The sequence below is a fragment of the Cryobacterium sp. Y11 genome (assembly GCF_002929535.1).
In the GTDB taxonomy this organism is placed as follows: Bacteria; Actinomycetota; Actinomycetes; order Actinomycetales; family Microbacteriaceae; genus Cryobacterium.
In genome coordinates, this window is the sequence record NZ_PJJO01000042.1 from 1 (window position 1) to 11,545 (window position 11,545).

Sequence of the window (11,545 nt, forward strand, 5' to 3'; positions counted from 1 at the left end):
TGCTGTTCCGGTCGCCAAAAACACCAGCTGCGATCGTCTCGATAGGCCGTGCGCGGTTCCAGCAGCACGACGCGCGGGCCGGAACGCTCCCGAGCCAACCGGGCCGCCAAAGTGAGCCCGGCCAAGCCCGCGCCCAGTATCACAAGGTCAGCGTCCACGGCAGGCGGCATCTATGCTCCTTCTTGCTCGATCACGTAGACGAGTACGGACCGGGTGATACGCAAACAGCCTAACGAGAAACCCGAAGCTGATCAGTATTTCTAATACTCCGTCCGGAGCCTATTGGGATACTCCCGCTCGCGGGAGTATGTTGTGATACATAGCCTAGTTAGCTATTTATGTATTCCCTGTTTAATCGCCGTCACTTCAGCGAATACTCGTGAACAGAAAAGGACATCGTGATACCTGACTCCCTAACCCAGACCCAGTACGACACCATCTACAACGTGTTTTCTTTCGTGATCGCTTCGCAGCTGTTTACGTCTATTTTTCTGGTCGTCTGCCTGCCGCGAGTGCTGCCGCGCTACCGCCAGGCGATGAGCGTCGCTGCCATCGTCTGTGGCATTGCGGCGTACCACTACTTCCGCATCTTCAACTCCTTTACCGAGGCGTTCGTCACTGACGCCATTGGTGGCCGCGGCAACTATGCCCAAGTTGCCGGAGCATCCTTTAATGAGGGCTACCGGTACGTCGATTGGCTCCTCACTGTGCCGCTATTGCTGCTCGAGCTCGTGGCTGTTCTGGCCCTGGCGCGTAAAGTGCAAAGCAGCCTGCTCACTCGGCTGATTCCCGCCGCCGCCCTCATGATCGCCCTCGGCTACCCCGGAGAGATGGCTTCGGACAACCTGACCCGCGGCATCTTCGGCCTACTGTCCTCAATCCCCTTCGCCTACATTCTCTATGTGCTCTTCATCGAGCTGACCCGGTCGTTGAAGCGGCAGCCCGCCACGGTGCGCAAAACCATCAGCCTGCTACGACTGCTACTGCTAGCTACCTGGGGCGTCTACCCGATCGCCTACCTACTCCCCGGCATCGGCATCGACGGATCCGACGCCTGGGTCGGCCTACAGATCGGCTACTCCGTGGCCGACATCCTCGCCAAGTGCCTCTACGGCCTAATCATCTACCGCATCGCCCGCATGAAGTCCTTCTCAGACGACCCAGCCTTCGCCGACTCCGAACTATCCCTGGAAGACGCAACAAACCTCAAACGCTCCACCCTCAACACCTAGTCCATACAGAGCACGTGCAGCGGGGCTTGCACGACCGAAACCCGATCGTGCTGGCCCCGCTGCATGTGCGTGCTCCCCCCCAAGATGTTGCGCAATGTCATATTCGGAGGGCAGACCGAACGAAAGTGTTCATTCGTGAGAATCACGTGCTCGTGTTGTCGTCCTTTGACGCAGATCACATTGAGCCCTGCCCGGAATGCACAGACTGCTACGCCCCGATACGTGCTGAAATATTCCGGCTATAAGGCCCCCACGATCCGTCTCTACCAGGGTTGCCGGCAACCCCGCCAGCCAGTCAGCGGCCGGTGCAGCACCCGTCGGATCTCCTACCCATTCAATTTGAACCGTGCCATTGCAGTTCTGCAAATGCGTTCGGAGGGAAAACAGGAATATGCACATTGGGATGACGAAGTCGTACAGCGGTCTGTAGAAAACTCTTGTGACTTTTCAATGGCGAGTGACTCCTCACCAAGGGCGCACGCCACATATCGTCGGATTACGTAGTGTGTTGTGGGTTCGTTAAAGTACGGCAATAGAACGGTCGAATTTGACGATCGGGTTCTTGCGCACGTTAAAGTCGTGATTGTCCGCACGCTTCGCCGGGGCGAGAGCTTCCTGCTGTCCTGGAAAGATACCGCTGAGACGGGACATGGTCGAAGTTCAATATGGATACACCCAGCCATTCCCCTCCACTTCAAATTCCATGACGGTCGCTCGCCCAGCGTGAACCCGGTCTGGTTGGCAGAACTTACCCTCTCCGCCGACAGCTCTTTCGGGATGCTCATTACGTCAGAGAAAAAATCGCCCAGAAATACGCGGCAAACGAACTCACAGGAGTGTTGACATGCGCTATGTCAGCACAGCGATGGCCTCTACTATCCGACAACAACGGATGCGTGAACAACGACCGGCACGCGAGTGAGAACCAATTTCATCCAGTTTGCCCTGATGAACGATCCGTGCCCTCGACGTGTTCTCGAACCGGGAACTCATCTCCTGAAATTTACGTCCGTGTGGTGAGTTGAGAGCGGTAAGGAAAATTGTCGACGCTCTTCGAAAAGTGGACCATAGGCACTGTCGCGTGATTGGCCTACTTATCGAAGAATGACAGCCCAGAATTAAAAGTGCAAGGTACTTTCGGTGGATTCGGTTCCGAATGGATAGTTGCTCATGCGTTGAGAAGAACCTTTAGAGCTTTCGTCTCGGCGGCACGCCCGAACACGTCGTAGGCCTCGATGATGTCTTCGAGTTTGAAGGTGTGGCTGACGAAGTTTTCGGCCACGATCTTTTTCTGCGCGACGAGCTTGAGAAGAATATCGAGCGTGTCGGTGTTGACGAGGCCCATGCTGATATTGATGTTCGAGATCCACAGGTCCTGCAGCGGGAAGTCGACCGATTTGCTGTGCACTCCGACGTTCGCCACGGCGCCGGCAGGACGCACGATGTCCAGACACATTGCGAAGGTCTGCGGAATACCAACGGCCTCGATCGCGACGTCAACCCCGAGCCCGTCGGTCATCTCGAGTACCTGCTTCTTCCAGTCGGTTTCACTCGAGACGACCGTGTCGGTGGCACCGAACTTTCTGGCCTCCTCCACTCGATTGGCGTCGAGGTCGATCGCAATGATCCGCGAGGGACCGTAGAGACCAGCCGTGGCGATCACCGCGAGTCCGACCGGACCCGCACCGACGACCGCGACGACATCACCGGCCTTGACCCTGCCGTACTTCACACCGATCTCGTGCCCCGTCGGCAGGATGTCCGAGAGCACAGTTCCCTGCTGAGGGGTGACGTTCTCGGGCAGCAGGTAAACCGACGTCTCCGCGAAGGGTACCCGCACGTATTCGGCCTGCGTTCCGTCGATGAGATGGCCTAAAATCCACCCGGTGCCCGATGCGCCCTCGTCGGCAAGGCAATGCGAGTAGACCCCTACCTTGCAGTAGCTGCAGTGTCCGCAGGCGGAGACGCAGGAAAGAATGACCTGGTCGCCCACCTTAAGGCTCGTCACGGCGGCCCCAAGCTCGGTGATCGTGCCCACCCCCTCGTGGCCGAGGATCCTTCCCACCTCGACAGTGGGAACATGGCCTTTGAGGATGTGCAGGTCGGTGCCGCAGATCGTCGTCGTGTTGATCTTCACGATAACGTCGGTCGGTTGCAAGATCGCCGGGTTGGGCACCTCTTCCCATGACTTCTGGCCTGGACCTTTATAAACGAGTGCCTTCATGGAGTTCCTTTCGGAGAGATGGGCATAGTCGATCACTTTCGACTATATGCCCAACGCGATCGACGGTTGCGGCTGCCGATTCTCGGCGCTGACCATCCAGGCGTACTGCTCCAACTTCTCAATGAAAAGGTGCAGAATATCGGCGCTGGTGGGATCTTCTTCGTCGACGTCATCGTGCACGACGCGCATGTTCTCTACCGTGAGGTTCAGGCGTTGTGCGATGAGGTTGATCGCGTCGGTGGTGAGTACCTCGCCAGCGGGAAAGCTCGGCAAGTGCGTCGTCGCGGCCACGGTTTCGATGCGTCCGTCGGGCTGCACGTTGAGGGCGCGCAAACGTTCGGCCAATTGATCAGAGAAATCACGCACTGCCCCGACAATTTCGTCGAGTTGCAGGCGCAGGTCACGAAAGTTCGGTCCGACGATGTTCCAGTGCGCCTGCTTGCCCTGCAAATGCAGCGCAATCAGGTCAACAAGAACGGACTGCAAGTTCGTGCGAAGTGTCTCGGAGGCGTGCATAGTGTCCTTTCTTGGTACGCGGATAAAGCAAAAATATGGCGTCATTGCGCTAGCCACCGTCGCGGTTGAGCGAGTTCCAACGAACGTCTTGACCTAATTGAGGTCTCTCTTGATGATATGACCATCAACCCACAGACCGCGCTGAACTGTATTGACCTGGAAGGCGATTGACCCGTTGAACAGACAGCGCACGAAAGAGAATGTTCACCAAAACAAAATCACGTCGGGACTTCAATTCCGAATTCAAAACGACGCCGTGAAATGAGTCGCCTTTACCACCAGGCGGTCACGACCACTCTTCGGTCGAACTAAGTCTGCGAGAAGAGAGAAAGAGAGACCCTACGTCTTGTACCCCACGGGATGTGCCTATTTGCTTTACCAGACACAGGGCCTGCCCAGCCAGCATCCAGCCCATACCCGTACCGTTTGCAACGGAGTCCCCCACTCCAAACGAGTAAGTCCCGACAGATTCCTCGCCTCCCCCCAGGCGTAGCGTAGTCGGGGCTTTTTCGTAACTATCACCGAACTCGTCGGAAACTCCCAGCCACTCGGGGCCGTGCGCACTGAGCCCACTGCTGGCGTGCAATCGGGCTAGTCAACTCCGGGCTCAGTCCCCGGGAACAACTCGTGTGAATCGCTTTTGGATGGCGTTGTTAGTGACGTCGGTTACTGTAAATATGGAGGGCCCACCGCTAATGCAGTGGGCCCTCGCCAATCCTGGACGCCGGGCAGGCCGCTACGTGTGAGATTGCGGTGAACTCGCCCAAATACTGCTCGCCTCCCCCAGCGTCCACCACAACGACACCAACCTCAACCGCACCGAGGTAAGGACAAAGCGTTCCGCCTACTCGGCATTCCGGGCGATACGTACGCAACAGTATCCGTCTCTCGGCGCAAAGTGGACCTTACGTGCACGCTCCCCCGCACCTTCCGCGACCCCAACCAGTAGGGCTAGGTTGGCCGCGCAGATGGTCTCGGTGTGACTCTTCGTAAGCTGGTTGAACGGGCAGTTGTGCAGAAGCAGCCCGCCATCACCATCGTCCTGGGGTTCGTATCCGGTTGACTGCAGCACCGCATCCAAAGAGCCGGCACTCATGCCCAATGTATGGCCGTGTTCTACAGACACCTGGGTGAGCGACTCCTGGGCGGGCTTCCCTGTGCGATCGGATTGCTCAATGGCGGAGATTAATAGCTCTCCGGCCAGAGCGTAATGTCGGCCCGGAACGGACACGACGATTTCGTTGGCCGCACGCCGGTACAGCTTGGCGGGCCGTCCAGCGCCAGGACCAGTTCGGCCCGTGCGGCGCTGGAATTCGGTATCCAACAGCCCGCATCGAGCAAGTCTCTCCAAGTGAAACGCCACCGTCCCGCGCGGAACGCCCAGCGCCTCAGCCGCCTCATCACGGCCCATCGGCACGGCACTTTGAGAGACAAGATCGAACAAGGAGCGCCTCAGCGGGTCGCTGAGCGACGCTATTGCGGAGATGTCGTCCGACTGTGATTGTTCGTTCATAGTGATGATCGTAACTCTAAAACAAAGTATCTTGACAAAAGAAACGGGTGGCTCCTAAAGTTGGGCTACGAAGCTCGCCAGCACACAGTAAAGAGGAAACATGTCGGATTCTCAGAGTTATGTCATCGTCGGAGCAGGGCTCGCGGGTGCGTCCGCTGCTAGGACGCTGCGCGAAGAGGGCTTCACCGGGCCAATCCAACTGATCGGCGCCGAAGCACACCGGCCTTATATCCGGCCGCCTCTTTCGAAGGACTACCTCAGCGGATCCAGTGACCGCGACTCTGTTTACGTTGATCCCAAGGATTGGTACGCGCAGCATGATGTTGAGTTAATCCTCGGCACTTCTGTCGCCCGCGTTGATGCCGGAAGCCAGCTCATTCATACTGACGCCGGTGATGAATTCGCTTACAGCAAGTTGCTCATAGCCACTGGCTCGTCACCTCGCCGTCTGTCGATCCCCGGGGCAGACCTCGAAGGGGTGCACTATCTGCGTACCCTCGATGACTCCGACACCCTGCGCCCTCTACTTTCGGGCGGAAGTTTGCGCCTCGTCTTAATCGGCTCAGGCTGGATTGGCATGGAGGTGGCTGCGACGGCACGCACCCTAGGAAATGACGTGACGATTCTCGAACGCGACCCAATCCCGTTGGCGAACGCGCTCGGCGATGAGCTCGGCCAGATGTTCGCTGATCTCCACGAACAAAACGGCGTCATCCTGCGGCGCTCAGTTTCCGTTGAAAGCGTTCTCGGACAGGACGGGCGAGCTAGCGCTGTGCGACTCGAAAGCGGAGAGGTCATTCCCGCGGACCTCGTCCTGGTCGGCATTGGTGCCACGCCCAATGTTGAGCTGGCCGATTCAGCGGGGCTAACCATCGATAACGGCATCTCAGTTGATGCGTCGCTTCGCACGAGCAACCCGGCAATCTACGCGGCGGGTGACGTTGCCAATGCCTACCATCCTCTGGCGAAGTTGCGGCTGCGCAGCGAACACTGGGCCAATGCCTTGAATGGTGGGAAGGCCGCGGCGCGGTCGATGCTCGGCCAGAAGGTGTCCTTCGACGACATCCCGTACTTCTACACCGATCAGTTCGACGTCGGAATGGAGTACTCCGGATTCGGCCCCCTGACCCGGGGAGCTGAGGTGGTGTATCGAGGCGACCGGGCTGGCCGCGAATTCATCGCCTTCTGGGTGACGGGCGGGAAAGTCGTGGCCGGGATGAACGTGAATGTCTGGGACGTCAACGAAGCCGTGCAAGGCATTATTCGGCGTGGCAACCAAGTCGATCGCACCAAGCTTGCGGATGCCGATGTGCCCCTGGAATCGCTGTAATCATGGCCGAAACATGTTTCAGCACCAACCGCTCCGTGGCATCAACCGCCGCACTCTCGGAGGGGGGAGACAGCACCTGCACTGTCCGTCCGATCGCGATATCCGGCGTCACCTTCGAAGTTGAAACGACCGTCCCGACAAGGCACGGCACTTTCCAGTTCCGCGCCTACCGCGACCTTGTCTCCGGCAGCGAACATCTCGCTGTCGTGTCCGGCGCACCAACTGACGGCTGCTTCGTTCGCGTGCACTCAGAATGTCTGACAGGTGAGGTCTTTGAATCTCAGAAATGTGAATGCGGCCCACAACTCGACTCCGCCCTCAACACAATCAATCAATACGGCGGCATCGTGATCTACATGCGCGGCCACGAGGGCCGCGGCATCGGACTTGTCAACAAACTCAAGGCCTACCGACTGCAAGAAGCCGGCTTAGACACGCTCGATGCCAACCTCGCGCTCGGCCTCCCCGCAGACGGCCGTGACTACTCTGCCGCGGCTGCCATCCTCCACAACCTCCGACTGCGGGCGGTGCGCCTCCTCACCAACAACCCGGACAAAGTCGACCAGCTCACCGAGCACGGGATCACCGTCCTCGAGCGCGTATCACTCACCGCAGGTGCGCATCCGGCCAACTCCGCCTATCTACGCACCAAACGTGATCGCATGGGACACCTCCTTCAACACGCACTCTGATCCTGATATGCAAGACCCCGCCAGACATCGTCTATTCACCACCCGAGTGGTCAATAAGTCCCAAACAATTACACACGGATACTGATGCGGAGGTAAAAGACACCACTGCGCAAGATTTTCGCGCCAGCACAGCCCACACATAAACAGGACTGCCTTACGATGACGCGAGTCCAAACGAGCGGCAGAGAGAACTTCGCGAGCTGGGTCTCCCCGCCGCATTATTCACGACAGGTTCACGAAATCGAAAATCCAGACCAGCTCGGGACTGCCTTCAGGACTGAGTTGGCGCAAAGCTAGTGAACATCGAGTCGAGCTCGATCACAAGCGGACCTGGCCGGCGCCCAAACTCACCGACCACGGTACTTTTGCCTGCACTGCCACGACCGAAGACAACGATGCGGTTTATCAAACCGGCCCGTAGACCGAACCGGCCGTCGATCAGGTCGTGTCGATCTAGCTAGTTTGTGGACCGTGTCCAGGGGCTCACGCTATCGAGCTGGACGTTGATGACGCTGGGACCAGCGAGGAGAGTAACAACAGCCGTGAAGTCTTCCTGAGAGAGGATGCTGTCGGTCGCATCGACGCCATTGAACTGGTGACGTTGACCCGCCCCGCGTTTGTGGACGAGAAGACGACCGGCTACTCAGTGCCCGCATACAAATAAGCGTCATAGCCGCCGGTCTCCGGCAGAGCAGGAAGCGCCGAAATCGGCGACACAGTAATGGACCAATCACCCGCACCGGCCTCAACACCTATCCAGCCCGCTGGGCCAGCGGCGGGGTCCAAACCATAGGCCACACTGGCGGAATCGCCCGGGTAATCCGCTGTTCCGGCCTCATGGAAGGTGGCGTCCTCCCCATAAACCTGCGAATAGGAGTCCTCCTTGACCCAGTGGCCAGGTGCCAGGTGCCAGGTGCCAGGTGCCAGGTGCCAGGTGCCAGGTGCCCACGTTATTGTGTTGAAGCCAGATTTAGCGTCGTCGGGAAAGATAATTTCACCAGCGCTGCTACCCGTGACGGTAAAGGCCTCGAATGTCTCGTCCGCCCACGCCTGAGCAAATTCCTGCGCAGCGGGTTTATTCGTCTGGGTGGGGGGCGAAGAGGCCGACGCTGATGATTCAGGCGCGACGGGTTGCTGTGCTTGGCAACCTGACAAAACAACAGCCGTTACGATCGCTGCGGCCAATACAAATGTCACACGTTTCATAAAATCCCCTTGGTGTCTATCGTCTTCACCGCTCATTCTGGATCGTCTCCCCGCAGGGCCGCTACCCGGCTGTGGCCCTAGACGCGTTCAAACGCCCGGTCGACACCGTCACCAGCAACATCGGCCACCTCCTCGGCACCGGCCTGCTCTCCGCCGAAGAATCCGCCCTCGTCGCTGCCCGTCTGGTCTCTCCCGAACTCAATTCCGGCTACGGCCTGCGCACCATGTCCACCGACTCGGCCGGGTACTGGCCGGTGAGCTACCACGGCGGCTCGGTTTGGACCCACGACACCGCGATTGCCATCGCCGGACTCGGCCGCGCCGGCTTCGGCGCCGAAGCCGGCGTCTTGATCACCGGTCTACTCGCAGCGGCCGAATCATTCGATTACCGGATGCCCGAACTCCACTCCGGCGACGCCTCTACCGCCGTCACCGCTGCAGGTTCCTACCCCGCCGCCTGCCGGCCGCAGGCCTGGTCCGCGGCGGCCGCAGTGTCCGTGCTCAGCACCCTGCTCGGCCTCAAACCGGACCCGGTAACGGGCGAGATAACTTCCACTCCCATCAGCCCCGCCATCGTCGGAAACGTCACGCTGAATGGCCTAGCCGCCACTCTCCGAGTCGGCTGAGGTCCGCCCCCGCTCACACCGTCAGCGGGTCAGCCGACGACAGCGACCCTGTCAATATCCTGAAAAAGCCCCACCGGAATCTTTCGATGGGGCTTTTTCACACCCCAAATCATCACCGGATACGACCCGGTCATCGTCAAAAACGCAACGGGCGACAAGTCATGATTTCGCTATCGAGATCCGCCGCAACTTCCGCTACCGAGGCGGGAGCCATGCGCCGCCAATGGCTCGAATCAGCAGTGCAGGCGTGCTCACTTTGGCGGCCTTGGCACAAAATTTCCAGCGCCAAATGGCGCTTCGAACTAAGTTCACGAGGGACGTGACCGACCCCCACCTCCTTGTATCGCAGGGGATATGAGGTACTTAGGTTCCAAGACGCGTTACGGTCGCGAAGCCGCGGCCGCGGTTGCGGATGCGGATGCGCATGATGTCTACGACTATGCGGCGCGTCCTCGGTCGCGGAGCTGCGATTTTACGAAGATAGTCTTCATGGAAGGCTTGGATCTGGTGGAGGCTGCCACCGAAGTCGCTGCCATGCTCCGCACAGACGAACTCGTACCTCTTGACCCAACCCTGACACGAAGGAGGCCGCCGCCCCAGCAGTCGTACACCGCAGGTGCATGCATCAACTAACACCACGACAATCCGAGGAAAATCATGAAGAAAATTTCTGCACTCTGCTCCGGAATAGCCGTCATTTTCTTCTTGACTGGCTGCGCTGGCCAGGTGAGCGGTGAGGCAGCGTCTTCAACCCCGTCGCCCACTAGTACCGGTCATCCTTCGGCTTCCGCTTCGCCCGTAGCGCCTGATCCGGGGCAGTCCGAGCCCACCGGCGAAGCATCGGTCCCCGCAATCAATGCGGATGTGAATCCGATGCCCGCCGGAGCCGCTGAGTGCGACGGAGACAACCTGGATATTTCTATCGCCGCACAGCCCATGGCCAGCGGAGCCGGTTCGTTCTTCTCCGAGATCACATTTACTAACACCAGCAGCGACGCCTGTTGGATCGAGGGACCGCCTTCCATCTTCAACCTTGCGGACAGCGCCACGGGGGCGATCGTCGGGAAGCGCGCGGCAGACAGCGGCATGCCAGCGGTGGTGCAGCTCGCTCCTGGGGCGTCTGCTTACAGCACCATCCATTTCAGCAATGCCGGAGCGTACGACTGTGACACCGCCGTCGCCGATGTGGCCCACGTGAGTCCACCCAACTGGGACTCGTCACGGACCATAACGCTGGAAAGTCCCGTCATCGTATGCAACACACCCGCTACCTACATGGTGTCGTGGATCAGCGCGACCAGTCTCTTCTGATCTCAAGGCATGGGCAGCGACTGATTACACCTGCCGCGAAGGAGTAGACAACCGGGTTCTATGCCAAGTATCGGTCACCTGCTTGTCAGAGCGGAACCAACGAAACAAGACTTTAGCTAGGCGGGCCAAGCCGGTGGAGAGCACTGGGTGCATCACAACCCGAGGGATACAAGACGTCTCACGTTAATGTTTTGGCTCTCTCCGCGTTCGCAGGATGTGACTTGTAGCGCTAGATGAGTGAGTCCTAATCGGTTGGTAGCGCGCCAACTGCTCAGTCCGATCGGACTTTCCCCGCGTGGGCGCTGTTAATCGAAGGCGGAGGGTGTTAAACCCAGTGTGTGAAGACAGACCTCAACACCCTCCTGACCACACTTTACGTCCATCTAGACGATCGGATCATCCCTGCGTTGGGGTTTTCCAGACGCGGTCGGCCGGGCAGACCACCGGCCCTGACCGACATTGAGCTGCTCTGCCTCGTGGTCGCGCAGCACCTGGTCGGCATCGCGTCGGACCGTAAATGGATCCGCTACGCGAACAAGCACCTCAGAAGCATGTTTCCGAACCTGCCCCAACAATCCGGGTGGGGTAAACGCGTTCGCCAAGCCACCGGGCTGCTCTCTGCGGTGATCACCGAACTCGCCCGGGATACCCCGTCCTGGGGCGAGATCACCCGACTGATCGATTCCACCCCGGTGCCCTGCGGCAAGTCTCGGGAGACCGTGAAACGCTCCAACCTGGCCGGGCACGCCGGCTACGGCTACTGCGCGTCCCACTCCCGCTACTTCTGGGGATTCCGCCTCTACCTGATCTGCACTCCCGACGGAATGCCGGTCGTCTGAGGCCTCGCCAACCCCAAGATCGGCGAACGTGAAGCCGCCGAAAGATTCTCGCCAGT

11 protein-coding genes and 1 pseudogene are annotated in these 11,545 nt (G+C 59.2%); 6 read left to right on the forward strand and 6 right to left on the reverse strand.

Going from position 1 to position 11,545, the window contains the following annotated elements:
- Window positions 1–170: lycopene cyclase family protein (locus tag CXY75_RS01890; protein WP_146069326.1), on the reverse strand; the 170-nt coding region annotated here is incomplete at its 3' end.
- Between the two features lie 228 nt (window positions 171–398).
- On the opposite strand from CXY75_RS01890, the gene CXY75_RS01895 reads away from it, so the two are divergent.
- Window positions 399–1,232 carry a bacteriorhodopsin-like gene (locus CXY75_RS01895; RefSeq protein ID WP_104081180.1) on the forward strand — a complete coding sequence of 278 codons (834 nt, stop codon included), beginning with the start codon at window positions 399–401 and terminating at the stop codon, window positions 1,230–1,232.
- Between the two features lie 519 nt (window positions 1,233–1,751).
- Here the strand turns inward: CXY75_RS01895 and CXY75_RS20680 are convergent.
- The 4 genes from CXY75_RS20680 to CXY75_RS01915 form a co-directional block, all read right to left on the reverse strand.
- Window positions 1,752–1,883 (reverse strand): hypothetical protein, encoded by a 132-nt coding sequence (locus CXY75_RS20680; RefSeq protein ID WP_255411751.1) that lies wholly within the window; start codon window positions 1,881–1,883, stop codon window positions 1,752–1,754.
- A 517-nt stretch (window positions 1,884–2,400) separates the two neighbouring features.
- Window positions 2,401–3,456 carry a zinc-dependent alcohol dehydrogenase family protein gene (locus CXY75_RS01905; protein WP_104081182.1) on the reverse strand — a complete coding sequence of 352 codons (1,056 nt, stop codon included), beginning with the start codon at window positions 3,454–3,456 and terminating at the stop codon, window positions 2,401–2,403.
- Window positions 3,457–3,498: 42 nt separating this feature from the next.
- On the reverse strand, window positions 3,499–3,972 hold the full coding sequence (locus tag CXY75_RS01910; RefSeq protein ID WP_104081183.1) for a Dps family protein: 474 nt from the start codon (window positions 3,970–3,972) through the stop codon (window positions 3,499–3,501).
- An 844-nt stretch (window positions 3,973–4,816) separates the two neighbouring features.
- Window positions 4,817–5,485 carry a metalloregulator ArsR/SmtB family transcription factor gene (locus CXY75_RS01915; protein ID WP_104081184.1) on the reverse strand — a complete coding sequence of 223 codons (669 nt, stop codon included), beginning with the start codon at window positions 5,483–5,485 and terminating at the stop codon, window positions 4,817–4,819.
- A 100-nt stretch (window positions 5,486–5,585) separates the two neighbouring features.
- Between CXY75_RS01915 and CXY75_RS01920 the strand changes: the two genes are divergently transcribed.
- Entirely contained in the window at window positions 5,586–6,815 is a 1,230-nt protein-coding gene (locus CXY75_RS01920) for an NAD(P)/FAD-dependent oxidoreductase (RefSeq protein WP_104081185.1), read from the forward strand.
- Between the two features lie 2 nt (window positions 6,816–6,817).
- On the forward strand, window positions 6,818–7,507 hold the full coding sequence (gene ribA, locus CXY75_RS01925) for a GTP cyclohydrolase II (protein ID WP_104081186.1): 690 nt from the start codon (window positions 6,818–6,820) through the stop codon (window positions 7,505–7,507).
- Window positions 7,508–8,146: 639 nt separating this feature from the next.
- Here ribA and CXY75_RS01930 read toward each other — a convergent pair.
- Window positions 8,147–8,749 carry a hypothetical protein gene (locus CXY75_RS01930; protein WP_146069327.1) on the reverse strand — a complete coding sequence of 201 codons (603 nt, stop codon included), beginning with the start codon at window positions 8,747–8,749 and terminating at the stop codon, window positions 8,147–8,149.
- A 35-nt stretch (window positions 8,750–8,784) separates the two neighbouring features.
- On the opposite strand from CXY75_RS01930, the gene CXY75_RS01935 reads away from it, so the two are divergent.
- The 3 genes and pseudogenes from CXY75_RS01935 to CXY75_RS01950 form a co-directional block, all read left to right on the forward strand.
- Complete coding sequence (locus CXY75_RS01935; protein ID WP_369826636.1) at window positions 8,785–9,339, forward strand: amylo-alpha-1,6-glucosidase; 555 nt, start codon at window positions 8,785–8,787, stop codon at window positions 9,337–9,339.
- A 657-nt stretch (window positions 9,340–9,996) separates the two neighbouring features.
- The gene (locus tag CXY75_RS01945; protein ID WP_104081189.1) at window positions 9,997–10,650 is read left to right on the forward strand and encodes a DUF4232 domain-containing protein; all 654 of its coding nucleotides are present in this window, start codon (window positions 9,997–9,999) and stop codon (window positions 10,648–10,650) included.
- A 338-nt stretch (window positions 10,651–10,988) separates the two neighbouring features.
- Window positions 10,989–11,486 (forward strand): annotated as a pseudogene (locus CXY75_RS01950) (IS982 family transposase); the annotation flags it as partial.
- Window positions 11,487–11,545 lie beyond the last annotated feature (59 nt).

What these genes read in the sequence shown, in the direction of transcription:
- ribA (WP_104081186.1), top strand. Translation starts at nt 6,818, where the DNA reads ATGGCCGAAACATGTTTCAGCACCAACCGCTCCGTGGCATCAACCGCC.
- CXY75_RS01905 (WP_104081182.1), bottom strand. Translation starts at nt 3,456, where the DNA reads ATGAAGGCACTCGTTTATAAAGGTCCAGGCCAGAAGTCATGGGAAGAG.
- CXY75_RS01915 (WP_104081184.1), bottom strand. Translation starts at nt 5,485, where the DNA reads ATGAACGAACAATCACAGTCGGACGACATCTCCGCAATAGCGTCGCTC.
- CXY75_RS01920 (WP_104081185.1), top strand. Translation starts at nt 5,586, where the DNA reads ATGTCGGATTCTCAGAGTTATGTCATCGTCGGAGCAGGGCTCGCGGGT.
- CXY75_RS01930 (WP_146069327.1), bottom strand. Translation starts at nt 8,749, where the DNA reads ATGAGCGGTGAAGACGATAGACACCAAGGGGATTTTATGAAACGTGTG.
- CXY75_RS01945 (WP_104081189.1), top strand. Translation starts at nt 9,997, where the DNA reads ATGAAGAAAATTTCTGCACTCTGCTCCGGAATAGCCGTCATTTTCTTC.
- CXY75_RS01910 (WP_104081183.1), bottom strand. Translation starts at nt 3,972, where the DNA reads ATGCACGCCTCCGAGACACTTCGCACGAACTTGCAGTCCGTTCTTGTT.
- CXY75_RS20680 (WP_255411751.1), bottom strand. Translation starts at nt 1,883, where the DNA reads ATGTCCCGTCTCAGCGGTATCTTTCCAGGACAGCAGGAAGCTCTCGCC.